24 protein-coding genes and 2 pseudogenes are annotated in these 24,396 nt (G+C 62.6%); 10 read left to right on the top strand and 16 right to left on the bottom strand.

The features are described 5' to 3' along the window. Window positions 1-76 precede the first annotated feature (76 nt). From EJ075_RS23775 to EJ075_RS23760, 4 genes are all read left to right on the top strand, one after another. The gene (locus EJ075_RS23775) at window positions 77-1,369 is read left to right on the top strand and encodes an efflux RND transporter periplasmic adaptor subunit (protein WP_126105963.1); all 1,293 of its coding nucleotides are present in this window, start codon (window positions 77-79) and stop codon (window positions 1,367-1,369) included. A gap of 4 nt (window positions 1,370-1,373) precedes the next feature. Next, window positions 1,374-2,087: an ABC transporter ATP-binding protein gene (locus EJ075_RS23770; RefSeq protein ID WP_126105962.1), complete on the top strand. Its 714-nt coding sequence runs from the start codon at window positions 1,374-1,376 to the stop codon at window positions 2,085-2,087. Continuing rightward, the gene (locus EJ075_RS23765) at window positions 2,084-3,301 is read left to right on the top strand and encodes an ABC transporter permease (RefSeq protein WP_126105961.1); all 1,218 of its coding nucleotides are present in this window, start codon (window positions 2,084-2,086) and stop codon (window positions 3,299-3,301) included. Before EJ075_RS23770 ends, EJ075_RS23765 begins: the two co-directional genes overlap by 4 nt. A gap of 125 nt (window positions 3,302-3,426) precedes the next feature. After that, on the top strand, window positions 3,427-3,669 hold the full coding sequence (locus tag EJ075_RS23760) for a hypothetical protein (RefSeq protein ID WP_095483416.1): 243 nt from the start codon (window positions 3,427-3,429) through the stop codon (window positions 3,667-3,669). A 99-nt stretch (window positions 3,670-3,768) separates the two neighbouring features. Here EJ075_RS23760 and EJ075_RS23755 read toward each other — a convergent pair whose 3' ends face one another. Further along, a complete protein-coding gene (locus EJ075_RS23755) occupies window positions 3,769-4,485 on the bottom strand; it encodes a hypothetical protein (protein ID WP_126105960.1) in 717 nt (238 codons plus the stop codon). A 151-nt stretch (window positions 4,486-4,636) separates the two neighbouring features. Further along, complete coding sequence (locus EJ075_RS23750) at window positions 4,637-5,749, bottom strand: endonuclease/exonuclease/phosphatase family protein (RefSeq protein ID WP_095483414.1); 1,113 nt, start codon at window positions 5,747-5,749, stop codon at window positions 4,637-4,639. 165 nt (window positions 5,750-5,914) lie between these two features. Between EJ075_RS23750 and EJ075_RS23745 the strand changes: the two genes are divergently transcribed. Continuing rightward, window positions 5,915-6,481 carry a BA14K family protein gene (locus tag EJ075_RS23745; RefSeq protein ID WP_126105959.1) on the top strand — a complete coding sequence of 189 codons (567 nt, stop codon included), beginning with the start codon at window positions 5,915-5,917 and terminating at the stop codon, window positions 6,479-6,481. A gap of 204 nt (window positions 6,482-6,685) precedes the next feature. Continuing rightward, on the top strand, window positions 6,686-6,970 hold the full coding sequence (locus EJ075_RS23740; protein WP_126105958.1) for a PilZ domain-containing protein: 285 nt from the start codon (window positions 6,686-6,688) through the stop codon (window positions 6,968-6,970). Window positions 6,971-7,022: 52 nt separating this feature from the next. Here the strand turns inward: EJ075_RS23740 and EJ075_RS23735 are convergent, their stop codons facing one another. The 3 genes from EJ075_RS23735 to EJ075_RS23725 all read right to left on the bottom strand — a co-directional run bounded on the left by EJ075_RS23735 (window position 7,023) and on the right by EJ075_RS23725 (window position 10,062). After that, entirely contained in the window at window positions 7,023-8,003 is a 981-nt protein-coding gene (locus tag EJ075_RS23735; RefSeq protein ID WP_126105957.1) for a DUF3592 domain-containing protein, read from the bottom strand. A 247-nt stretch (window positions 8,004-8,250) separates the two neighbouring features. After that, the gene (gene ilvC / locus EJ075_RS23730) at window positions 8,251-9,270 is read right to left on the bottom strand and encodes a ketol-acid reductoisomerase (protein ID WP_008876557.1); all 1,020 of its coding nucleotides are present in this window, start codon (window positions 9,268-9,270) and stop codon (window positions 8,251-8,253) included. Window positions 9,271-9,408: 138 nt separating this feature from the next. Further along, a complete protein-coding gene (locus tag EJ075_RS23725) occupies window positions 9,409-10,062 on the bottom strand; it encodes a TetR/AcrR family transcriptional regulator (RefSeq protein WP_164547171.1) in 654 nt (217 codons plus the stop codon). 168 nt (window positions 10,063-10,230) lie between these two features. Between EJ075_RS23725 and EJ075_RS23720 the strand changes: the two are divergent. Then, window positions 10,231-10,658 (top strand): annotated as a pseudogene (locus EJ075_RS23720) (DUF1772 domain-containing protein). A gap of 19 nt (window positions 10,659-10,677) precedes the next feature. Here the strand turns inward: EJ075_RS23720 and EJ075_RS23715 are convergent. Next, the gene (locus tag EJ075_RS23715) at window positions 10,678-11,136 is read right to left on the bottom strand and encodes a MarR family winged helix-turn-helix transcriptional regulator (protein WP_126107433.1); all 459 of its coding nucleotides are present in this window, start codon (window positions 11,134-11,136) and stop codon (window positions 10,678-10,680) included. Between the two features lie 150 nt (window positions 11,137-11,286). Between EJ075_RS23715 and EJ075_RS23710 the strand changes: the two genes are divergently transcribed. Then, window positions 11,287-11,997, top strand: a complete 711-nt coding sequence (locus EJ075_RS23710; protein ID WP_164547317.1) for a glutathione S-transferase family protein — start codon at window positions 11,287-11,289, stop codon at window positions 11,995-11,997. Here EJ075_RS23710 and EJ075_RS23705 read toward each other — a convergent pair. Both EJ075_RS23705 and EJ075_RS23700 read right to left on the bottom strand, forming a co-directional pair. Further along, window positions 11,960-12,187, bottom strand: a pseudogene (locus tag EJ075_RS23705) (FAD-dependent monooxygenase); the annotation flags it as partial. The gene EJ075_RS23710 and the pseudogene EJ075_RS23705 sit on opposite strands and share 38 nt — an antisense overlap. A gap of 8 nt (window positions 12,188-12,195) precedes the next feature. Further along, on the bottom strand, window positions 12,196-12,606 hold the full coding sequence (locus EJ075_RS23700; RefSeq protein WP_126105955.1) for a helix-turn-helix domain-containing protein: 411 nt from the start codon (window positions 12,604-12,606) through the stop codon (window positions 12,196-12,198). Between the two features lie 136 nt (window positions 12,607-12,742). Between EJ075_RS23700 and EJ075_RS23695 the strand changes: the two genes are divergently transcribed. Further along, entirely contained in the window at window positions 12,743-13,636 is an 894-nt protein-coding gene (locus EJ075_RS23695) for an SDR family oxidoreductase (RefSeq protein ID WP_126105954.1), read from the top strand. A gap of 53 nt (window positions 13,637-13,689) precedes the next feature. Here the strand turns inward: EJ075_RS23695 and EJ075_RS23690 are convergent, their stop codons facing one another. Then, window positions 13,690-15,603: a potassium transporter Kup gene (locus EJ075_RS23690; protein WP_095483405.1), complete on the bottom strand. Its 1,914-nt coding sequence runs from the start codon at window positions 15,601-15,603 to the stop codon at window positions 13,690-13,692. A gap of 103 nt (window positions 15,604-15,706) precedes the next feature. After that, entirely contained in the window at window positions 15,707-16,447 is a 741-nt protein-coding gene (locus EJ075_RS23685; protein ID WP_126105953.1) for a pyridoxine 5'-phosphate synthase, read from the bottom strand. A gap of 111 nt (window positions 16,448-16,558) precedes the next feature. Here EJ075_RS23685 and EJ075_RS23680 point away from each other — a divergent pair, with 111 nt between their 5' ends. Further along, window positions 16,559-16,963: an STAS/SEC14 domain-containing protein gene (locus EJ075_RS23680; RefSeq protein ID WP_126105952.1), complete on the top strand. Its 405-nt coding sequence runs from the start codon at window positions 16,559-16,561 to the stop codon at window positions 16,961-16,963. Window positions 16,964-16,999: 36 nt separating this feature from the next. Here EJ075_RS23680 and EJ075_RS23675 read toward each other — a convergent pair whose 3' ends face one another. The 6 genes from EJ075_RS23675 to EJ075_RS23650 form a co-directional block, all read right to left on the bottom strand. Next, window positions 17,000-18,127 carry an ATP-dependent RecD-like DNA helicase gene (locus EJ075_RS23675; RefSeq protein WP_126105951.1) on the bottom strand — a complete coding sequence of 376 codons (1,128 nt, stop codon included), beginning with the start codon at window positions 18,125-18,127 and terminating at the stop codon, window positions 17,000-17,002. Between the two features lie 145 nt (window positions 18,128-18,272). After that, entirely contained in the window at window positions 18,273-18,659 is a 387-nt protein-coding gene (locus EJ075_RS23670; protein ID WP_126105950.1) for a nitrile hydratase accessory protein, read from the bottom strand. Then, window positions 18,646-19,305: a nitrile hydratase subunit beta gene (gene nthB / locus EJ075_RS23665; protein WP_095483400.1), complete on the bottom strand. Its 660-nt coding sequence runs from the start codon at window positions 19,303-19,305 to the stop codon at window positions 18,646-18,648. The genes EJ075_RS23670 and nthB overlap by 14 nt, the downstream gene beginning before the upstream one ends. After that, window positions 19,302-19,913, bottom strand: coding sequence for a nitrile hydratase subunit alpha (nthA, locus tag EJ075_RS23660; protein ID WP_126105949.1), 612 nt, complete (start codon window positions 19,911-19,913; stop codon window positions 19,302-19,304). The genes nthB and nthA overlap by 4 nt, the downstream gene beginning before the upstream one ends. A 66-nt stretch (window positions 19,914-19,979) precedes the next feature. Further along, window positions 19,980-23,144, bottom strand: a complete 3,165-nt coding sequence (locus EJ075_RS23655; RefSeq protein WP_126105948.1) for an efflux RND transporter permease subunit — start codon at window positions 23,142-23,144, stop codon at window positions 19,980-19,982. Further along, complete coding sequence (locus EJ075_RS23650; protein ID WP_126105947.1) at window positions 23,141-24,376, bottom strand: efflux RND transporter periplasmic adaptor subunit; 1,236 nt, start codon at window positions 24,374-24,376, stop codon at window positions 23,141-23,143. Before EJ075_RS23650 ends, EJ075_RS23655 begins: the two co-directional genes overlap by 4 nt. Between the last annotated feature and the right edge of the window lie 20 nt (window positions 24,377-24,396).

Here is a 24,396-nt window from a genome sequence, read left to right as displayed (position 1 = left end):
ATTTAATTTGATATTTGAACCATTAGGCCTGATCTGTGCACTGATTGGGACATCACTGATATTATAGGGGTCCGGCGTGGACCAGATTGTCAATCTGCCAAAAGTGGAATCCGCTTCCACCATCGAGACGGCGCTCGGGCTTGACCACCAGGGTCTGAAGAAGAAACGCCGCCGCTTCTGGCTCTATGGCCTGCTTGCGCTGATCGTCATCGCGGCTGGCATCGCCGGCTACCAATGGTATGCCGGGTCTCCCGCCAAGATCGACTATACCACGGTGCCGGCCGCTGTCGCCGACCTCACGGTCGAGGTATCGGCGACCGGCACGCTGCAGCCGCTCACCCAGGTCGACATTTCGAGCGAGCTGTCTGGCGTCGTCCGCTCGGTCGCTGTCAACGAGAACCAGCAGGTGAAGAGGGGAGATGTGCTGGCGGCGCTCGACACGGCCAAGCTGGAGGTGCAGATCGAGCGCGCCGAGGCTTCCGCCAAGGCGGCGGCCGCCAATGTCGAGGACGCCACGGTAACCCTCACCGAAAACGAACGGGCGCTTGTGCGCGCGGCGGCACTCACCAAGCGCGGCATGGCGACGGACCAGTCGCTTGAAGCGGCGACCGCGACGCGCGACCGTTCCAAGGCAGCGCTCGACAGCGCCAAAGCCAATCTTGCCATCGCCAATGCCGATCTCAAGGCGCAGCAGACGGACTTCGCCAAGAGCACCATCTATGCGCCTATCGACGGCATTGTTCTGACGCGCTCGGTCGATCCCGGCCAGACGGTTGCCTCCTCGCTGCAGGCGCCGGTGCTGTTCGTCATCGCCGCCGACCTCAGGAACATGGAATTGAAGGCAGCGGTCGACGAGGCCGACATCGGCGCGGTCAAGCCCGGCCAGCATGCCCGCTTCACCGTCGATGCCTTTCCGGAACGGCCGTTCGATGCCGAGATCCGCGACATCTCCTATGCTTCGGTCACCACCGACGGCGTCGTGACCTATGACGCGCGGTTCGAGGTCGACAACAACGAGCTTCTGTTGCGGCCCGGCATGACTGCCACCGTTTCCGTCGTCACCAGAGAGGCCAAGGGCGTGCTCACCGTGCCGGCCATCGCCTTTCGCTATCGGCCGGCGCAAACAGCCGCCCGTGCGTGGAGCCTGAGCGACCTGTTCACGGGCCGCATGGGCCGTCCAGGCGGCAACCGCCAGCGCCAGGCGACGGCGCAGCCTACCGATGGCTCGCGCACGCTCTACGTGCTCGAGAATGGCCGGCCTCAGCCGGTCAACGTCAAGGCCGGCTCCACCGATGGCGAACTGACCGAGATCACCTCCGGCCTCGAAGAAGGAGCGCAAGTCATCACCGCCGCTCAGCAGCGGAGCTGAGACCGTGGCGGCGGGCGCGACCCTCATCACCTTCGACAAGGTCTGGAAAAGCTATGGCCAGGGCGAGGCCAAGGTCCATGCGCTGGCTGGCGTCGATCTTGCCATCCGCAGCGGCGAATTCGTCGCCATCATGGGTCCGTCCGGCTCGGGCAAGTCGACGGCGATGAACATCATCGGCTGCCTCGACACGCCGACCGCCGGAACCTACAGCTTCATGGGCATCGACGCCGGCCGTCTCGACCGCAACCGTCGCGCCATACTGCGCAATCTCTATGTCGGCTTCGTCTTCCAGGGCTACAATCTGCTGCCGCGCACCACGGCGGTGGAAAATGTCGAACTACCGCTGATCTATCGCGGCGTCGCCGCCCGCGAGCGCCACGACCTGGCCATGAAAGCGCTGGCCGAGGTCGGCCTTGTCGGCCGCGAGCATCACACACCGGCCGAGCTCTCCGGTGGCCAGCAGCAGCGCGTGGCGATCGCACGCGCCATCGTCACCAGGCCGACCCTGCTCGTCGCCGACGAGCCGACCGGCAATCTCGATACCGCCCGCACCCACGAGATCATGGAACTCTTGACCAGGCTGAACACTGAGCTTGGCCTCACCATCGCCATGGTCACGCATGAGGCCGATGTCGCTGCCTATGCCGAGCGCACGATTCGCTTCCTCGACGGCCACGTCGCCTCCGACACCGTGAATCTCGAGATGGTGTCACCATGATCTGGGAAACCGTCCGCCTCTCGCTGCTTTCGGTCCGCCGCAACGTGCTGCGCTCGTTCCTGACGCTGCTCGGCATCGTGATCGGCGTTGCCGCCGTCATCGCCATGCTCACCATCGGCTCGGGCACCACCGAAAAGGTAAAAGCCGATATCTCCAAGCTCGGCAGCAATCTGCTCGTTGTCCGTTCCGGCCGCCCGGCCGGGCCCGGCGGACCGGGAGGGCTCGACCAGGTGGTCCGTCCGCTTGCCCAAAAGGACCTTGCCGCGCTCGTCACCCATCTGAGCGGCGCCCGCGCCATTTCGCCGGCCTCGCAGAAGCAGGTCCGCGTCATCTTCGGCACCGAAAGCCTGACATCGGGTGTCACCGGCACCGATAGCGCCTATCTCGATGCGCGCGACTGGAAGCTGGTTTCGGGCCGCCCGTTCAGCGATTCGGAGACCCGCTCGGGCACCGGCGTCTGCCTGATCGGCGAAACGGTGCGCCAGCAGTTCTTTGGCGCAGGCGACCCCGAAGGCGAGATCATTCGCGTCAATCGCACATCCTGCAAGATCATCGGCCTGCTCGAGCCGAAGGGCTATACCGGCTTCGGCCAGGACCAGGACAACGTCGTGCTGATGCCGCTCGCCGCCTATCAACGCCGCATTGCCGGCAATCGCGACATCGAGTCGATCTACGTCGCCGCCGATGACAGGACGCCGACCACCGAGCTGCTGCCGCGAGTCGAGGACATCTTGCGCGACACACGCCGCATCACACCCGACCGCGAGGACGATTTCTCGATCCGCGACATGACCCAGATCGCCGACGCCATGGCGAGCGCCACCACGACGATGACCGGCATGCTGGGCGCGGTCGCCGGCGTCAGCCTGCTCGTCGGCGGCATCGGCATCATGAACATCATGCTGGTGTCGGTCACCGAACGCACACGCGAGATCGGCATAAGGCTGGCCATCGGCGCGCATGAAAAGCACATCCTCATCCAGTTCCTGGTCGAGGCGACCGTGCTGTCGCTGCTCGGCGGCATTATCGGCATCCTGATCGGCCTGGCGCTGGCCGGCCTGGCCTCGCTGACGCTGGCCATCCCGTTCGCGCCAAGCCCGGCGGTCATCCTGCTCGCTGTCGGCTTCTCGGCGCTGATCGGCATGGTGTTCGGCTTCTTCCCGGCGCTGCGTGGCGCACGGCTCGATCCGATCGACGCGCTGAGGCATGAATAGCGCGGCGCAGCGTGCGCCGCCTTCAGACGTTCCCCGAAATTTTTATCCTGCCCCCACCTTGCCCTCTGTCGCCGCACGGTTTGCGGTGATAGCAATCGCCTTGGGGACATGGGGGGAATAGTGGGATGAGCAAGAAAGAGCGAGTAATTTTGATAACGGTGATCGTCGAGGCCGCATTGGCGGGGCTCTGGTGGTACTTGGCCAGCTATGGCATGGCCAACCCCGATCATGTCACCGCCGATTTCCAGCAGGTTGTCGGTCAGACGATGGGAACGGCGATGGGGGCGCTGCTCGGTGTCGGCGTCATGCTGTTTTTCGTCGCCGCCCGCAACGATCGCAAAACCATCGAAAACAAAATGCGCCGTTAGAGCGACGTGCATCCACTTGGACGCACAAAGTACGCTCTAACACTTTGAACCTGTGCATCGCGCTTTCCGAAAATCGATTCCGATTTTCGGGCCGATGCATTAGTCCTTGTCGGCAAAATGCCACTCGATCAGTGGCTTCATATGCGGCATCAGCCCGTCCGGCAGGTCATCGGCGTTGCGGATGATGACAGGCCCTTCGATTTCCGGCTCGGCCTCGGCCGCGACAAAGGCGCTGATGCGCTGCGCGATCTCGTCGGCGGATGCCGTCTCGCGATAGCGGCGAAAGATCACTGTGCCGCTTGCTGTCGACAGGGCGTAATAACGCTTGCCGCGTGTTACGCCGGCAAGGTCGAGGCCGGTTTCTTCCCGCACCTCGCGGATCATGTTGAAGTCGACATCGACAAGGCCGCCGCGGAAGTCGGTTGGCTCGAATGAGCCGGCGGCGAAGTAGACGCGGCCGGCATTGACCGTGTGCGACGCCATGCGGATCGCGACCAGCGCATTGTCGCCGGCGACCAGCATGGCATGGGCATAGGCGTGCTCTGCCCCAGCCACCTGACGATTGCCGCGCCAAAGCATGAAGGTCGAGTAGCGCACCGCATGGCAGCGGCCGACAAGGCTGTTGTCGCGATAGCTGAGCGCCGAAAGCAGCACAACGGTGCCGTCGAACAACGCCGGATTGGCCGCGATCTCACGGCCCCAGTTCTCGGCGATCGCTTGCGCATTGTCGCGTTCGAACGGATGCGGGCCGGGGTCGAGCCTGACATTGACGGCGTCGACCGGCAGGATGACGTTGCGCGGCAGGTCAAAGGTCATCTTACTCTGAGGTGTGTTGAGATTCAGGTCAGGCCGAGCCGAAAATGGTGATTTCCGAGAACCGGAGCGGAGCGTACTTTTGGGTACGTGAGCACCGGAAGCGCAGGAAGCCGCCGTTTGCAGGCCGGCATCACCTGAATATCAACACACCTCAGGCCATGTCCAGGGTGATCGCCACCGGACAGTGGTCGGACGCCTTCGGCCGGTCCCAGCCGGCACGCGGAAAGCGGTCCACCTCCTGGCCCGCCGGAAAAATCGTGCGCCAGGGCTGGCCGTTGCGGATGATGTCGGGAACGGCTGTCGTGTTCTTGCCGGCCAGGCCCTTCGACAACAGGATGTAGTCGAGCTGGCACAGATGCCGCTCCTCCGGCCCGCGCGTGTGGTAGAAGGTCCAGCGATCCATCTCCGGCCGCCGCTCGACCGCGTTTTCGCAAAAGCCGCCGGCGGTGAGCACGTTGAGGCAGGACTGGCTCTCGTTGACCACCTCGAAGCGGTAGCCGTCAAAGGCGTCGCCGGAAACCTTTACGCGCTGCCGATAATCGTTCATGTCGCCGCAGATCGCCCAGCGCTTGTCGGCAGCATGATCCCCACCGAAACGCTCCTCGATGATCCGGCGCACCGCTTGCGCCTCGGCGATGCGCAGCGGCATCGTCGCCTCGCGCCCGTCAAGACCGTTGCGGGGCGAACCCATCGACTTGAAGTGCACGAGATAAAGCGTCAGCGGCACGCCGCCTACCTTCAGGTCGATTTCCAGGCAGTCGCGCCGGAAGATGCGCTGATTGGCCTGATGCCCAAGCGCCGCCAGTTCAGGCGTGTGCAAGCCGAACTGCTCGAACGTGACATAGGCGTGGCTTGTCATGCGCACGAATTCGATCGGCTGGCCTTGCGCGGTCTCGTTGCGCATCATCACGGCGACGTCGATGCCGCGCGAATCGTTGCCGGCGGTGGTGTATTTCTGCCGGTAGCCGTGCCCGACCATCTTGAACAGATAGCCGTATTCGAATGCCTTCAGCGCCTCGATGTTGTCGACTTCCTGCATGCAGATGATGTCGGCGCGGGTGGCCGCGATGGCCAGCGCCGTCAACTGGCGCGTATCGTCGGATTGCGCGATCGCCCGCGCCTGCTCCAGCATCTTGTATTCGGCCTCGCTCTGAATGTCGAAGAGCGCCAGCGTGCGATCTTCGTTGAGCTGGTTGCGGTATCCGGAAAAATCAAACCTGTTCATCAGGTTTTCGACATTGAAGGTGGCGAGGCGCAGCGACATGGCGGTGACCTTTGCCCGCAAGCAAGCCCGAAAACAAGGGCCTGCCCTGCCCGCTATGGTTGACGGAACCTTCCGTTCATCCTCCGTTCAGGCGCGAAGTTCCATGAATGATGTTCTTCCCCGGGGTATTCTGGGCGTGGGGCCTGAAATCTCTTGGAGAGTGCAATGAACTCGCTCTTTTCTTCGACGGTCAAATCCGGGCTGATAGCCCTCGGTCTCATCTCCGGCATCGCCGCGCCGTCCGCCGCCGGCCCGATCATGCAACCCGAAATTTCGGTGCCCGCCAGCACCGTTGCACCGACAATCACGCCTGTCCGCGATAGCTGGGCTGGCGGCAACGACCGACGCTTCAACAACTGGCAATGGCGTCGCCATGACGGCCGCCGATTCTCAAGGTCGGGCAATTGGGACCGCGGTAACTGGCACCGTAGGCACTGGAATCGCGGAGACGACTGGCGTTGGCGTCATCATCGCCGCCATTACCGCGGCCGCTACTACGATGATGGCGCGGGCGCCGCGATTCTCGGCCTCGGCCTCGGGCTCGGCCTTGGCAGCATGTACAACAACAACTACAACTATTACGATGCGCCGCCACCGCGCCGCTATTATCGTGCAGGGTCGAGCGCTCACGTCCGGTGGTGCTATAATCGGTACCGCTCGTATCGCGCCTGGGACAACACATTCCAGCCCTATGGCGGTCCACGCCAGCAGTGCTGGTCGCCCTACAGCTGATCGACTGATGCATTCCGGACGGCGCCGTCCCCTCGCGGCGCCGTTTCATCTGCCCCATCTTCTCCTGAAACTATTCTCTGTCCGGCCGGGACACCGCGAAATCGTTTTCGCCGCCGACGATAACGCTATGTTTATCAGGCAGGCCTAATTATCTTGCCGATCGCACCACATGAAATGCGACGATCGCCGGGGATTGGGCGCGCGATGGCTGAAGACGAACACAGGGATCAACGCAGGCAGCGCGTCTTCAAGGGCGCGACGATCCTGACCGGCGTGACCAATTCCGAGGTCACATGCACGGTGCGCAACATGCATGCCGGCGGCGCCGAACTGAAGGTCTCGATCGACGCTCGCGTGCCCGACGAGTTCCTGCTCTATGTGCCGACCAACGGCATCGCCTACAAGGCAGCGGTCCGCTGGCGTCGCGAGGACCGCATCGGCGTCATGTTCACCGGCACCGCGCCAAAGCCCCACTGGCACTACGGCTAAATCCCTGAACCGCGCCCTCTAAGCAGTCGGCGAAATTAGGGGAGAGAGCCTCCTAGACTACCCCGACGAGCAGTGCCGCCCCGGCAAGGAAGGCAGAGGCGGAGACCCACAGGACCCAAAGCCCTCGCACCCTGCATTCGAGAACGGCCGCAGCGGGATTGGCGGGATCGTAGCGGACCTCGACCTTGTCACCCTGGAGGTAGCGCTCAGATTGACCGCTGACGAGGCTTGGCAGCGAGGCCGTCACGTTCGAGCCGAAAGCGATGCGATCGGCGGCATAGCGCTGGCCGACGACGCTATAGCTGTAGACGACGCGGGATTTGAAGACCGTTCGCCAAGGCCGGTATCCACCGCCCTGCAACCTGTCGCGGATCTGGAATTTCTGCAGGCCCGAAGCGTCGATGCGTCCCGTGGTGATAGGCCATTTGGCCGCCCGTTCTGCGAGCGACTTCTGGGCAAAGCCCATGCGCAGGATAAACAACCCCATGACAAGCAGCAGGGCCGCCGCGCCGAGGTTCTGCGGCATGGGCAAATGCGGCCCGATCGCCTCAAGGAGGCCGCCGACGGAAAAGACCAATACGAGGGCGCCAATTACCAGCCCCGCCGAAAGCTGGGCCATGAACTTGAGGGCGCCGTCAGGCATGGTGCGCTCGATTACCGCCTTGGCTGGATCGGACGGGTCGTAAAAAACGGTCACGTCGGCCCCCTTGGGAAACCGCGCAAGGGTTTCGGGAACGGCAAAATTTCCGAGATTCTCCTGCACGCTATAGCTCGAACTGCGGAATGTTTTCCCGCCGACCTTGTACTCGAAGGTGATCGCCGGAAAGTTTCGAGTCTCGGTTGAACCTCTGCGTTCCGAGCCGGATCCCAAACTGGTCACCACGCGAGCCTCCGCTCGTGACGAGACGATCTTTCCAGGTGCCGGAAGCCAGCGGCTGACCGCCCTCACCTCTCGCCATTTCAACAGGGTGGCAACGGTCAGCATGCCGGCGACCACGCATGCAAACCCGATCAGTAGAAATTTGAGTTCCAACTTGCCCCCTCGGCAATGCACGCCATACGCCACGCATGTATACCACGACGGCGAGAATACCGCGTCTGTTCAAAGGCCGGCGAGATCAGACGGCCATTGATGTGAAAAAGCCGGCAGAGCGCTCCGCCGGCTTTCCTTGCGCATCGATAGAATTGCGAATTAATTTTAGCCTTGTCGACCAGCTTGTTCCCCCGCGCGACCGCACGGCGAAGCCCGAGGACGCGCAAGAAGACAAACGTGGATTCGATCAGTTCTTGGCCTTGTCGACCAGCTTGTTCTTCGAAATCCACGGCATCATCGCGCGCAGCTTGGCGCCGACTTCCTCGATCTGGTGGCTGTCATTGTTGCGGCGGATGCCCTTGAAGCGCGACATGCCGGCGCGGTATTCCTGCATCCATTCCGAGGTGAACTTGCCGGTCTGGATATCCTTCAGCACGCGCTTCATCTCGGCCTTGGTGTCGGCGGTGATGATGCGCGGACCCGATACATATTCGCCCCATTCGGCGGTGTTCGAGATCGAGTAGTTCATGTTGGCGATGCCGCCCTCATAGATCAAATCGACGATCAGCTTGACCTCGTGCAGGCATTCGAAATAGGCCATCTCCGGTGCATAGCCGGCTTCCACCAGCGTCTCGAAACCGGCGCGGATCAGCTCGACCAGACCGCCGCACAGCACAACCTGCTCGCCGAACAGATCGGTCTCGCATTCCTCGCGGAAATTGGTCTCGATGATGCCCGAACGGCCGCCACCGACGCCGCAGGCATAGGACAAAGCCAGATCGAGCGCGTTGCCCGAAGCGTCCTGGTTGACGGCGACCAGGCACGGCACGCCGCCGCCCTTCTGGTATTCGCCGCGCACGGTGTGGCCGGGTCCCTTAGGCGCGATCATGACGACGTCGACCGAGGCCTTCGGCTCGATCAGGCCGAAGTGCACGTTGAGGCCGTGGGCGAAAGCGATCGCCGCGCCGTCGCGGATGTTCGGCGCGATCTCGTTTTTGTAGATGTCGGCCTGCAATTCGTCCGGCGTCGCCATCATCATCAGGTCGGCCCACTTGGCGGCGTCCGCCACGCTCATCACCTTGAGCCCGTCGGCCTCGACCTTCTTGGCGGTCGCCGAGCCGGCCTTGAGGCCGATGGCGATGTCCTTGGCGCCGGAATCCTTGAGATTGAGCGCATGCGCCCTGCCCTGGCTGCCATACCCGATGATGGCGACCTTTTTGCCCTTGATCAGGTTGAGATCGGCGTCGCGATCGTAATAGACACGCATTTTTCTTCCTTCCCGTTTTTGAATTCAGAGCATGATGCCGAAAAGTGTGAAGCGGTTTTCGGACGACATCATGCTCTATCTCTTTGATTTAGAGCCGGATTCCGATTTCAGGTCGACTTGACCTGAAATCATCCGGCTCTAGGGGCCTTGCGGCCCGGTTTTTGCTCCGTAGAGAGCGAGAAACTGCTGCGTCGCCCGGACGGCATCGCCGCCGATCGCCGCATCAGTCATTTCCAGCCGGTCGCCGAGCAGAAGGCGAATCTGCACGTCACGGGCGACCAGCCCGAAAAAGGTGCGGAATGCCGCTTCGGCATCCGAGAACTCGAGAAGCCCGGCCTGCTGGCCAGCTTCCAGCACCGGCTTCAGGCGCCTGGCCAGCGCGAAGCGGCCGTTCTCCAGCACGATGGCGCCGAGATCGTCCTTGCCGGATCCGGCGTGACTGACCGCGACGCGGTTGAGCGCGATCGAAGTGTCGCTCGAAATCACCTTGAGCCAGTCAGAAGCGAAGCGCCCGAGGCTCGCCGTCAGCGAGACAAGGTCGAGCCCCTTGCGGTCGACCGGGACCACGCGCACCTTGGAGGCCTGCCATTGCACCGTTGCAGTCAAAAGCCCGTCGCGATCGCCGAACCATTTGTAGAGCGTTTCCTTGGAACAGCTCGCCCGCCGCGCCACGGCGGTCATGGTCAACTGATCGCCCTCCTCGACCAGCAGGCGAAGGGCAGCGTCGAGCACAGCTTTCTGCCGCTCCGTCAGCGCTTCGCTGGTGTCGATGTCGGCGCTTGCCTGCAACAAACTCTTTTCCTGCTCGAAGACGGCGGCATTCACTCAGAGGCCAGTACCGTACGTTACGGTTCGGCACTTCTATGGCGTATTGTCCGAGCCGGTGCAAGCCCCTATCTCCATTTTGACGCCTTCCAAAAAGGACAGCCCTTACGGAGAACGGCGTATCACGGAGGGAAGATGCTCATCGGCCTGCTCGCCTTGACCGTTACCGCCGCTTTCGCCGGCGCCGCCATCTATGTCAGCGTCGCCGAGCAGCCGGCGCGGCTTCGCCTCGATGACCGGGCGTTGCTGCAGGAATGGCAGCCTTCCTACAAGCGCGGCGCCGCAATGCAGGCGTCGATCGCCGTGGTCGCCTGTGTTCTTGGTGTCGTTGCCTGGTGCAGACCGGCAGTCTCGCCTATCTGGTCGGGGCGGTGCTGATCATCCTACCCTGGCCATGGACGCTGATCGCAATGATGCCGACAAACCGATTGCTGGAGGCGATGGACGCGGCTGCCACCAATCCGCGGGCCAGGGAATTGATCATCAAATGGGGCAATCTGCATCTGGTTCGCGTCATGCTTGGCGTGCTGGCGGCACTGGCATTCCTCTGGGGCAGTATCTGAGGTCGCGCCAACGGCCACATCACTCCAGGGCGGCTGGATAGCGCAGCCGCCCAAGTAGAGCCGACAAGGTTTCCAGGTCATCGTTGGAAAGCCTGGCACCGACCAGCTCCACGATCGATCGTCCGTAGACGGCCCACATGCGGCGGCGCGTCTCGCGCCCCTTGCCCGTAATGCGGATAGTCTGTCCTCGCCCGTCATCGGCAACCCTGAGCTTCTCGACCAGCCCGTCCGCTTCGAGCCGCGCCAGCAGCCGGGAGATGTTGTATTGCGCAAACAGTGTGCGCTCGATCAGCTGGAATGGCCGCAACCCACCCTCACCCGCTTCGGCTAGCTCATGCAGCACGTCGTACCAGGCAAGCGGCGGTAAGCTGCTGTCCTTCAGCGCGTCTTCGGCTCTTTCCACCAGCTGGCGCGAAACGCGCATCAGGCGCGCCCAGGCCTTGATGGCCGCGGGCGAAGGATTGGTTTTCTCCGTCATGATTGCAGCATAGGCGATAGATGCAACTGCATCAAGCTTGCCAGTGGATGCAAATGCATCTATATAGATGCAACTGCATTGATAATGGAGGGTGCTACCATGAAACATGAAATCTGCAAGACCGCCGACATCCCGGAGACGGGCAGCCTGGTGGCCGACAAGCTCGTTCTCGTCAGCCACCACCTTTGTCCCTATGTGCAGCGCGCGGCGATCTCGCTCGCCGAAAAGGGCGTGCCGTTCGAACGCCTCACCATCGATCTTGCCAACAAGCCGGCCTGGTTCAAGGCGATATCGCCGCTCGGCAAAGTGCCGCTGCTGCGCGTGCAGCAGAATGGCGAAGAAACGGTGATTTTCGAGTCGGCGGTCATCCTCGAATTCCTCGAGGAAACGCAACGGTCCCCACTCCACCCTGCCGACCCGCTGGCCCGCGCCCGGCATCGCGCCTGGATCGAGTTCGGCTCGGCCATCCTCAACGCAATCGGTCGTTTCTATTCCGCACCGAGCGAGGCCGCCTTCCTTGCCGAAAGCGAAGGTCTGTCGGCAATGTTTGGTCGTCTCGAAGCGGAACTGGCGACTGGCCGAGCTGGACCATGGTTCGCCGGCGAGCGCTTTTCATTGGTCGATACCGTCTATGGACCAATCTTCCGCTATTTCGACGCCTTCGATCGGATCGGCGATTTCGGCATCCTGAGCGGAAAGCCGCTTGTCGAGGCCTGGCGGAAGGGATTGCACGAACGCAAAGCGGTGAAGAACGCTGTCACCCCGGATTATCCACAGCGCCTTCATGCATTCCTGCAAGCGAGGGGTTCACATCTTTCGACCATCATCCGCCGCAACGAGGCGGCCACTGCGCTTTTTTGATCCCGATCCGCCTGAACGGATCGACCACGGCTCCAGCCACCATCGAGGCAAGGATGTTTGGCGCCGGCGGGATTTTTGCCACTGACGCCACCAGCCTGTCGCGGACGAACGGCATCACGGTCGAAACCGACTGGTAGAACGGCGTCAGCATCAGCGACAGCGCCTGGAAGACCCGCACGTGCCACCGCCGCCCATGGGTTAGGCCCCGGTAGCGTCAAAAGCGTTCCGCGCGTCACGCACAGCACCATGATTGAGCTCGGCCCACTGAAGCAGCTGGTGCAGCGGCCCGAACATCGAGCGTCCGAGATCGGTCAGACTGTATTCGACGCTCGGCGGCTTGGTCGGGAATACCTCGCGATGGACGTAGCCGTCGCGCTGCAAATCGTGCAGCGTCTGGGTGAGCATGCGCTGTGAAATGTCAGGCACCAGCCGCCGTAATTCGCCGAACCGGTACGGCTTTTCTGCCAGCGCCATCATCAGCAGCGAACTCCATTTGTTGCTGATGCCCTGGATCACATCGCGAACGGGACAGTCCGCAATGTTGCCCCCGCCGCTGCCCGCTTTATAGATCTCGAGTTTCGATCTCAGACTGACGATCTTGCTGTCCATCGCTGGTTCCCTGCGCCTGCCTACCTCCCGCAAAACTGCCTTCTTTACGAGGGTCGGTCAATTCCTATTTTAGTGCTGGTCTCTTTTTGAGACTTATACAAGCACCCGCCGCTCCGGCGCAACGACAGGACTTCCCATGACCGAAACCCTTCTCGTCACCGGCGCCTCCGGCCAGCTCGGCCGCGGCGTCATCCGTCATCTGCTGGATACGCTCAAGGTCCCGCCCGCACGCATCATCGCCACCACACGCAACCCGGAAAATCTCGCCGAGCTGGCGGCGCGTGGCGTCGCCATCGGAGCCGCCAACTTCGACGACACGGCGTCGCTGGCCAGCGCATTCAAGGGCGCCGACAGGGTTCTGATCATCTCGACCGGCGAAATCGACCTGCTTCACGGCAAGCGGCTGAAGCAGCATCAGAACGCAGTCACCGCAGCCAAGCAGGCCGGCGTTTCGCATTTGCTCTACACCTCGATGCCCAACCCGGAGCCGGGATCGCCGGTGCTGTTTGCCGGCGATCACTACGGCACCGAGCAGGCTATCAAGGCGAGTGGCATCCCCTTCACGATTTTCCGCAATGGCTGGTACCAGGAGAACCTGTTCATGTCGCTGCCACACGCCATTGCCTCCGGGCAGTGGCACACATCGGCGGCCGACGGCCGCATCGCCCATGGCGCTCGCGACGACATGGCCGCGGCGATCGCTGCCGGCCTCGCTTCCGGGGCGACCGAAAGCACGACATACACGCTGACGGGTCCGCAGGCCTATACAGTCGCCGAGATCGCAGCCCTGGTGACCGACGTCACCGGCAAGCCCATCGAGGTCGTCCAGCTTTCGGATGAAGCGCTCACCGAGGGGCTGAAGGCCGCCGGCGTCCCCGAAGGTTTCGCCCCCGTCATCACTTCCTTCGACACCAACACGCGCTCCGGTCGGATCGCCATGGTGACCGACGCGGTCGAGACGCTTTCAGGCAAAAAGCCGCAATCGCTGAAAAATTTCATCGAGGCGAACAAGGCAGCTTTGGCTGGCTGACCGCGGAGGTTGCGACAAAGGCCGTGCCCCTTCGACAGGGCACGGCCTTTCGACTAGATAGCCACCTGCGTTCCGATCTCAACCACACGTCCGGTCGGGATCTGGAAGTACTCGGTCGCATCCGCTGCCGTGCGCGCCAACCCGATGAACAGCTTGTCCTGCCATACCGGCATGCCGGAATTGGGTGATGCCTTGAGCGAGCGCCGCGACAGGAAGAAGGAGGTCGTCATGATGTCGAACTTCCAGCCCTGCTTGCGGCAGATCGCCAGCGCACGCGGAATGTTGGGCTGTTCCATGTAGCCGAAGGTCAGCGTCACCCGCATGAACAGCTCGTTGATCGTTTCCATCTTGACCCGATCGCTATCGGGCACGAGAGGCTGCTGCGCAGTGACCACCGACAGGATGACGTTCTGTTCGTGCAGCACCTTGTAGTGCTTCAGGCTGTGCATCAGTGCGGTCGGCGCGCTGACTGGATCGCTGGTGAGGAACACGGCCGTACCGGACACCAGCTGCGGTTTCTTCTTCAACAAATTGCCGGCAAGGAAATCGAGCGGAATCTCGTTCCTGCGCGTCTTGTCGAAGAGATAGTGACTCCCGCGTATCCAGGTCCCCATGATCAGCCCCATGAGGCAGGCAACAGCGATTGAAACCCATCCGCCTTCCACGAATTTCACAATATTTGCCAGGAAGAAGCCGGTATCTATCGTGCCAAAGAGCAGCGCGAGCGCCGCAGCGAGCGCGATCTGCCATTTCCATTGCCACCGCATCACCACAAATAGCAAAATAGTCGTCATCAGCATTTCGCCTGTCACCGAAATTCCATAAGCGGAAGCCAGGGAACTCGAACTGCCAAAGCCGACGACCAGCAGCATTACGCCGAGCGCGAGAATGAGATTCACGCGCGGCATGTAAATCTGGCCGAGTTGCATCTCGGAAGTATGCTGAACTTCGATTCTGGGCAGAAGATTGAGCTGCACCGCCTGCCGGGTCAGCGAAAACGCCCCGGAGATGACGGCTTGACTGGCGATGACAGTCGCCGCTGTTGCGAGCCCGACCATCGGTATCAGTGCCCAATCTGGCAGCATCTGGAAAAACGGATTGTCGGGCACCCCCCCGTGAGCAAGAACGAACGCGCCTTGCCCAAAATAGCTGAGTAGCAGGCATGGGAAGACGATCCAGAACCAGGCTAGCACGATTGGACGGCGACCGAAGTGCCCAAGATCGACGTAAAGGGCTTCAGCACCGGTAACCGCCAGAAAAACCGCGCCGACGGTGAGAAATGCGCCCGTTTTGGCTTCGGCAAGATAGACGACTGCATAGTAGGGGTTGATTGCCAAAAGCACCGACGGATCGTCGTGAATGTGCACCAATCCGGCAATGCCGATCGCCAGAAACCAGAGCGCCGTCACCGGCCCGAAAACGGAGGCCACTCTACCGGTCCCGAAGCGCTGCACGGCAAACAAGACGGCAAGAATCACCAGTGTAATGGGAACCACGTATGGATCGAACGCCGGGGTCACGACGCTCAGCCCTTCCACTGCTGAAAGCACCGAGATGGCCGGCGTTATGATCGCGTCGCCGAAAAACAGTGCGGCTCCGCAGAGACCAATGGCAAGAATGATGCCAGAACCGGCCGGATAAGCTTTCCGGGCCAGCGCCATAAGCGACAGGGTACCGCCTTCACCCTTGTTGTCCGCCCGAAGCACGAAAGCGACATACTTTATTGTCACGATAATCGTCAGTGCCCAGACGATCAGCGACAGAATGCCCAGAACGGCACTGCGCGGATCGGTGCCGGACGAAGCATGCAGTGCTTCGCGAAGCGCATAGATCGGGCTGGTGCCGATATCGCCGTAGACCACGCCGAGCGCGCCAAGCATCAGGACCTTGGTGCTGTGCTGTTCGACCTTAGAATGGCTTGATTGTTCGACGGGTTCTGCCTCACTACCACTGTTGGTAAGGGCCATGGACAACACTCCGATAAGCGCGCGGTGCTCTACGCTTGCTGCGATGCAATATCAAGTGCCCCAACGTGATGGCTGCCATGTAAGCAATGCGAGGCTTCCATCTCTACCACCCACAGGCCTTCAGAAATCTCTTGACCGTGCCGGCCATGCCATACTCCAACGCATCGGCTGTCAACCCATGTCCGATAGACACTTCGGCCAACGCCGGGATGCGCTTTGCCAATGCCGGCAGGTTGTTCACCACCAGATCATGCCCGGCATTGACCTGAAGCCCGGCGGCAAGTGCGGCATCGGCGGTTTTTCCCAATCTTTCCAGCTCTTTCGCGGCCTTTTCCGAATCGGAATGATAGCTGCCATACGGACCCGTATAGAGCTCGATCCGGTCCGCGCCGGTGTCGCGCGCGGCCTTCACGCCTGCTGGATCCGAATCAGAAAACAACGACACGCGAATGCCGGTTTTCTTCAGGCGTTTGACGATCGGTGTCAGGAACGCCGCGTCGGCAACGAAGTTCCAGCCATGGTCGGAGGTGGCCTGCGCCGGGTCATCCGGCACCAGCGTCACCTGCTCAGGCTGGTTCTTTTCCACAAGCGCCAGGAAATCTTCGCTCGGATAGCCCTCGATGTTGAACTCTGCCCTGGGGAATTCGTCGTCGATCAGCGCCCGGATCTCCGGCAGGTCGGAATGCCTGGTATGCCGTTCGTCGGGCCGCGGATGAACAGTCAGCCCATGGGCGCCCGCGGCAAGCGCGATGCGTCCGAGCCCGGTCACGCTTGGCCACGGCAGATCGCGCCGGTTGCGCAGCATGGCAATGGCATTGAGATTGACGGAAAGTTTTGCGGGCATTTTGCGGGTCCGGGCTGATCTTGTCGCGCATCTATACCGCCTTTGACGGGAACAGACAGGGGGTTTCCGGTGTTCCAGACGGATGGATAATGGCCAGCAAGAGGAAGAGCCGTGAACTATCTTGAAGCCGTGCCGGCGGTTCGCCGCATCGACACCGACCGCGACGACCTGTTCGCCATCGACGTCGTCGGCCATGTGGCGGCGGCCGACGCCGAAAATCTGTTCGGTTTGCTGGAGGCGGCTTACGCGCTGCACCCGAAAATCGACGTGCTGGTGCGCTTGATCGACCATGATGGCGTCGACTGGGTCGATGTGTCGGACGAAACGCTTGAACAGGGCACGGCCCGTGCCGTGGAGCATGTCGGCCGCTGCGCGGCGGTCGGCGAGCCGAACTGGGTACCCGACGCGCAGCGCTTGCTGCCTGCTTCCTTGCCCGTCGACCTCAGGCATTTCGAGGCCAAGGACGAAGCTTCCGCCTGGGAATGGCTCGGCGCCAGACCGATTGCCCCGCGCTGACGCAATCCCAGTCCACGGGGCTGCGGCTCGATCGGCCTATCTGACGATCGTCAGCCGTTCGGCCGCTCGCGTGATCGCGGTATAGAGCCAGCGCTGGCGGGTTTCCTTGAACGCCCAGCTTTCGTCGAAAAGCACGATCTCGTTCCACTGCGAGCCTTGCGCCTTGTGCACGGTCAGCGCGTAGCCGTAGTCGAAATCATCAAAGCGCTTCTTCTGCTGCCAGGGAATATCGGCGTCCGGCTCCTCGAACGCCGCTTTGAGCAGCTTGATCTTGGCGACGCCGCGGTCCGGATCGTCCTCCTCCGGTGAGACCAGCAAATTGATGCCGGGTTTCACCGTCTCGCGCGACGAGGTCATCACCTTCCACAGCGAACCGTTGAGCAACCCCTTGGCAGGGTCGTTGCGCAGGCAGACGAGCTTGTCGCCGGCCTGCGGATAGTCGGCATTGAACCCCTTCAGCTCGCGCAGCCGCTTATTATAGCGACGTCGCGTCCTGTTGGTGCCGACCAGCACCTGGTCCGCCTTCAGCACCAGCTCCTGGGTGACGTCTTCCTTGCCGATCACCTGCGCTGTGCCATAGTCGCCGCGCATGAATTCGCGGCCCTCGCGCACGTCGAGCGCCAGCCGGAGGATCGGGTTGTCGCGCGCCTGCCGGTGGATTTCGGTGAGCAGAATATCCGGCTCATGGTCGGTGAAGAAGCCGCCGCCCGAGATCGGCGGCAACTGGCCGGGGTCGCCGAGAACAAGGATCGGCGTGCCGAAACTCAAGAGGTCACGGCCAAGCTGTTCGTCGACCATCGAGCATTCGTCGATGACGACCAGTTTCGCCCGCGATATCGGGCTCTGCCGGTTGAGCGAAAAGGTCGGCGACATCGAGGTCTTGCCGGTCACCTCGTCCGCTACCGATTCTTCGCCCTTCGGCCGGTAGATCAGCGAGTGAATGGTGCGGGCATTGAGCGCGCCCTTGGAACGCAGCACCTGCGCCGCCTTGCCGGTGAAGGCGGCGAACTGCACCTGGCCGTCGACATGCTCGGCGAAATAGCGCGCCAGCGTCGTCTTGCCGGTGCCGGCATAGCCGAACAGCCGGAAGAGCTGCGGCTTTCCGGTCTTGAGCCAGTTGGCGACCGCTTTCAGCGCATCGTCCTGTTGAGGGGAGAATTCCATCAGCGGGAGAGACCGGATTCGCGAGGGAAAGACAAGGCCGACAGCCACCGCCACCGATCATCGGCGGCAGGCCGCACCGCTCCAATGACGCAAGTTATCAGGCGGGAGGCGGAACGTAAAGAGAACGAAGTCGGGCCGCCACGACCTAGCCGGTCGGGTCGCCACGACCTTCGGTCGGCCTGGGATCGTTCTCGAGCAGGATCGGCTTGCCATGCGGCGTCGCATGCGCGGCGCGTTCCCAGGCGGCGGCGAGCGCATCGACGTCGCCCTTTCCGGCAACCCTTTTGGCCGACAGCAAATTTTCCAGCGCCGCCAGCCAGTGCTCGTAATAGTCATGGCCATCGCTTGCGGCACCCGGCTTCTTGACCTCGGCGGACAAGGCGTCCGCCCATTCGCTCCAGGAAAACAAGCCCTTGTCGTGCAGCGCAACCGTCATGGCGAAGGCTTCCGCTTGCCATGGCTCGGCGAATACCGGCGCATCGAGGCCCGCGGGCAGCTTGGCAGCGTGTGACTTCGCCTCACGCTGGCTCAAGGTAGCTCTCCCAGGCGTCGATCGACACGGTCAACGTCGGATCGGCGCCATCGCCCCAAATCTCCGCGCCGTCGAAAGCCACCGTATAGACCCATTGCGGGTTTTCGCCCTGGCCGTGCGCATTTGTATCAGGGAAGACAAAACCATCGCGCACAGCCTCGACGACGCCCTGCTTGCCGCGTGCGTAGCGCGGCAGCCTCGTGTGGCCGGTCGGATGAAAATTCTTCGTCCGCACGAGGTCGCCCAGTTTGAACCGCGCCGATGTGGCAATCGGCCGGTCGCAGGGGCCGCCCTTGGCCAGCACCGCCGGCACGTTTTCGGCCTTCAGCACTCGCTTTGGCGTCGCCGCAGGGTCGACCGCCTTGCCCGTGGCCAGATCGCTATCGCTGACGAAGCCGTGTCGCTTCAGCAAGGTTTCGAGCGCCTTGATCCAGATCTCATAATAGCTGGAGGCATAATAGTCGGCGGGATGCAGCGATTCCCGCGCATGCCGGCTCTCGTCGATATTCCAGGCGCCCATAGCGCCGGCGCACAGCGTCACGCCCAGCGCCCGCCTTTCCCAGTCGGCATGGAAATAAGGTTCGTCCTTTTCGGGCGCGACCGGCCCGAACCCCATCTGTCCGCCGAGATCCTGCGGCCCGTTCATGCCGGCTCCCGCGCCAGTCCGGTGCCGATCATGGAGTCGCGCGTCACCAGATCCGCCAGCCGCTCCTCGCTCCAGCCCTCGGTGCCTTCAGGCCGCATCGGCACGACGAGGTAACGCAACTCGGCGGTGGAATCCCATACCCGGATTTTTGTCGTCCTCGGCAGTGTCAGTCCGAATTCCTCGAGCACGCTGCGCGGATCGATGACCGCGCGCGAACGATAGGGCGGCGCCTTGTACCACACCGGGGGCAACCCAAGCACCGACCACGGGTAGCAGGAGCACAGCGTGCAGACGACGAGGTTGTGCGTGTCTGCCGTGTTGAAGACAGCCCGCATGTGCTCACCCTGCCGGCCGGTGTAGCCGAGCGAGCCGATCGCCGCCGTCGCGTCGCGCTTCAGCCACTCGGCATAGTCGGCATCGACCCACGCCTTCGCCACCACCTTGGCGCCGTTGCGCGGACCGATTTTTGTCTCGTAGGTGTCGACGATCACGTCGATCGCGGTCGGATCGATCAGCCCTTTCTGGGTGAGGATAGTCTCCAGCGCGCGCACCCGGGCGGCAAAAGGATCAAGCTCGTTATCGTGGTGGTGATCATGGTTGTGGGACATGGCCATAAAACTACGACTGCAAGCATCTCATCGCAAGCGCCGCGGCTTGGGCCAGCCCATTGGCCTCTATTCCGCTGCCGCCTTCTGCGGCTCGCCCTGCAACTCTTCTTCGCCCTCGAACAGCGAAGGCTGGTCGACGGCTTCGACGGGTGGCTGCTCGTCCCGACGCCTCGGCCACAGCCTGACAAGCCAACCGGAAAGATGCTCCATGTAGACATAGATGACCGGGGTGACGAACAGCGTCAGCGCTTGCGATGCGACCAGGCCGCCGACCACCGCCACGCCGAGCGGCTGGCGCAGTTCGGCGCTGGCGCCGGTGCCGAGCGCGATCGGGATCGTGCCCATCAGCGCCGCCAATGTCGTCATCATGATCGGACGGAAGCGCATCAGGCAGGCTTTGTGAATGGAATCGAGCGGCGACATCCCGTCGCGCCTGAGCTCGAGCGCGACGTCGATCATCATGATGCCGTTCTTCTTGACGATGCCGATCAGCATCAGGATGCCAATGACCGCAATCACCGACAGGTCCATTCCCGCAAGCCGCAACGCAACAAGCGCGCCGAGCACCGCCGACGGCAGTCCGGTCAGGATGGTCAGCGGATGGATGAAGCTTTCATAAAGGATGCCGAGGACGATGTAGATGGTCAGGATCGCGCCGCCGATCAGCAGCCCCTGGTTGGCAAGCGAATCCTGGAACGTTTTCGCCGTGCCCGAAAAAGTAGTCGAGATCGTCGCCGGCATGCCGATCTTTTCCTTCAGCGCATTGATGCGGGTGACGCTGTCGCCGAGCGCGACGCCCTGCGGCAGATTGTAGGAGATGGTCACCGCCGGAAGCTGGCCGAGCTGATTGACGGTCAAGGCACCGGCGGTCCGATCGACACGAGCGAAGGCGCCGAGCGGCACCAGGCTGCCGCTGGCCGTTCTCACCTTGATCGCCAGCATCCTTTCTGGCGACCACTCGATTCTCGGGTCGAGCTCCATGATCACCTCGTAGCTGTCGGCTGAGCCGAAGATGGTCGACACCTGCTCGGTGCCGAAACCGCCATAGAGGCTGGAGCGCAACGTATCGGTGTCGACGCCTAGCGTCGCCGCCTTGTCGCGGTCGACCACCAGCGACGCCTGCAAGGCGTTGTTCTGCAAATCATTGGTGACGTCGGTGAAGGCTGCGTGATCGGCGGCCATCGCATCGGTGAGCTTCTGCGCCCAAACGTCCGCCGCGCCTATGTCGAGGCCCTGCACAACGAGCTGATAGGCGCTGGCCGAAGCGCGCGCGCCGAGCCGCAGGTTCTGCACCGGCTGCATGAAGGTTTCGATGCCTGGGACATTGGCCAGCTGCCGCCGCAGGTCCGAGAGCACCTTGTCGAGATCGGGGCGCTGGTCCTTATCCTTCAATTGCACATAGAGCCGGCCCTGGTTGAGCGCATTGTCTCCGCTGCCTACCGACCACCCGACATGCGAGACATGGGGTGAATGGGTGAAGACATCAGCCACTTGCCCCTGCAGCTTCACCATGGCGTCGAACGAAATGTCCTGGCGCGCGGTGGTCGTCACCGAAATCTGGCCGATATCCTCCTGCGGGAAGAAGCCTTTCGGCGAGGTCTGGATCAGCCAGACCGACATTGCGGCCGTCCCGACGAAGACGAGAAAAACCAGGAAACTGTGCCGCAGGCAAAAGGTCAGCAGCCAATCATAGCCCCGCATGAAGAAACCGTGCCTGCCGCCTTCGCCCTGGGCTGCTTCGCGGTCGGCTTTCGACACCGACAAAAGCCGCGAGCACAGCATCGGCGTCAGCGTCAGCGACACGAACATCGACGCCAGGATGGCGACCGTCACCACCACCGCGAATTCGTTGAAGATGCGCCCGATCACTCCGCCCATCAAAAGCACCGGAATGAACACCGCCACCAGCGAGATCGAGATCGAAATGATGGTGAAGCCGATTTCGCGGGCGCCCTTGAGCGCCGCATCGAGGGCCGAGAGCCCGTCCTCCTCCATGTGGCGAAAAATGTTCTCCAGCATGACGATCGCATCGTCGACGACAAGGCCGACCGCCAGCGTCAGACCCATCAGCGAGATGTTGTCGATGGAAAAGCCGAACAGGAACATGGCGCCGAGCGTGGCGATCAGCGAGATCGGCACCGCCACCGCCGGGATAATCGTCGCCGTTACCCGGCGCAGGAACAGGAAAATTACCATCACCACCAGCGCGATGGTGAGCAGCAGCGTGAACTGCACGTCGTCTACCGCCTCGCGGATCGAAGTCGAGCGGTCGTTGAGCAGCTGGATGCTGGCCGCCGCCGGCATCTGATCCTGGAACGACGGCAGCATCGCCTTGACGCGGTCGACGACGTCGACGGTGTTGGCATCGGGCTGGCGCTGCACGGCCATGATGATCGCGCGAGTGCCGTCGTACCAGCTGGCTGTCGTCGTGGTCTCGACTGAATCGATGACGCGTGTCACCTCGCCGAGCCGCACCGGACGGCCGTTCTTGGTGGCTATGATGATGTTGGAAAATCCCGCCGCGTTGGTCAGCTGCGTATTGGCGGTGATCGTCAGCTGCTGCTTGTCGTTCTGCAGCACGCCGAGCGGCGTGTTGCTGTTGGCCGAGGCGATCGCCGTCTGCAGCTGGTCGATCGAAATGCCGCGTGCGGCGAGCGCCGTCGGATCGATCTGGACGCGCACGGCGTACTTCTGCTGCCCGAAGATCGAGACCTGCGCCACGCCGTCGATCGTCGACAGCGACGGCGAGATCACATTCTCGGCAAAGGCATCGAGATCGGTCAGCGGAACCGTGTCGCTGACCAGCGACATCAGCAGGATCGGCGCATCGGCCGGATTGACCTTGCGGTAGCTCGGCGGGCTGGTCATCTCGGGCGGCAATTGCCGCTGCGTTCGCGCGATCGCCGCCTGCACGTCGGCCGCCGCGGCGTCGATATCGCGGTTGAGCACGAACTGAATGGCGATCGAGGTCGAGCCGAGCGAGTTGGTGGTGGAGATCGAATCGATGCCGGCGATGGTGGCGAACTGCTTGATCAATGGCGTTGCCACCGAGGTCGCCATGGTTTCCGGCGAGGCGCCGGGCAGCGAGGCCGAGACGTTGACCACCGGAAACTCGGCGCTCGGCAGAGCGGCCACCGGCAGGAACTTGTAAGCGAACAGCCCGCCCAGCACGAGCGCGAAGGACATGAGTAGGGTGGCGACGGGCCTGCGGATGCAGAATTCGGAGATCATGGACGCGCCTCGCCAGTCTCGGCAACCTTGGGAGACGCTTTATCACTAGGCCTAGTCGAAGCTTCGGCTTCGCGGACCGGCGAGCCGTTCTTCAGCCTTGTCTGGCCCTCGACGACGACACGTTCGCCGCTCTTTAGCCCTTCGCCGATAGCGCTGCTGTCGCCTTCGGTCAGTGCGACCTGCACGGGCCGCATCTCCACCGTGTTGTCAGGCTTGATCACATAGACAAACGGCCCCTTCTGGCTGGGCTGGACCGCAACCGTGGGAACGGAGGTCATTTCCGGCATGATGCCGGCATCAAGCACGACATTCACATATTGGCCTGGCCACAGCGAAAGATCGGCATTGGGCACGCTGGCCCGCGTTGCGATCGTGCCGGAGGAGGTGTCGACGCTGGAATCGACGAAATCGAGGGTTCCCTTGCCGATCGGCGTCGGATCGCCGTCCCTGGTCAGCGTGACCGCGCCCTCCTGCGGCGCCGCCAGCGCCTTGTGCAGCAAGGCAAGATCGCTTTCCGGAAGATTGAAGTTCACCTGCAGCGGGTCCACCTGGGTGATGGTCACCAGCGGGGTCGACGAGCTGTTGCCGTTGCTGGTAGTGACGAGATCGCCAATCGTGACGCTGACCGCGCCCAGCCTGCCGGAAATCGGCGCCGTGATCGTGGCAAAGCCAAGCTGGACCTCGTCCGCATCGATCGTCGCTTTGTCGGCGTCGACCGTGGCCGCGGCGGACTTCTGCGCGGCGATCGCCTGATCGTAGGTCTGCTGCGTGCCGGCCTGCCTGGCGACAAGATTCTTGGCGCGCTGAAGATCGGCCGTGGCACTTGCAAGCAACGCCTGGTCCTTGGCGAGTGTCGCCTGGTCACGGGCCAGTTGCGCCTTCAGAGCACGATCGTCCAGCGAGAACAGAAGGTCGCCAGCCCTCACCATTTGCCCGTCCTTGACGGCGATCGATGTGATCTGGCTCGAGATCCGCGCGTTCACGCTGACCACGGCGGGGGAGGATACGAAGCCGATGGCGTAGCGCCGGATCGGGAAGTCGGCCTTCGAAGCGGTGGCGGCAACCACCGAGGTAGAACGTGCGGCATTTGCGGCGGCCGCCGGTTTGTTAGGTGCCGCCTGCTCCGCTGACAGCATCTGCCGGACCTTCTCCGTTGCGGCGGGCGAAAGATAGAGCCCAGCCGCGACAAGGCAGGCGACCGCAAGCACCGCAAGCACGATCTTTCCACGCATCGCCAAAAAGCCTTCTATCC

The sequence above is a fragment of the Mesorhizobium sp. M6A.T.Cr.TU.016.01.1.1 genome, assembly GCF_003952585.1.
GTDB lineage: Bacteria > Pseudomonadota > Alphaproteobacteria > Rhizobiales > Rhizobiaceae > Mesorhizobium > Mesorhizobium mediterraneum.
The sequence above is the reverse complement of the archived record's forward strand: the minus strand, read 5'-3'. Positions and strand labels throughout refer to the sequence as shown.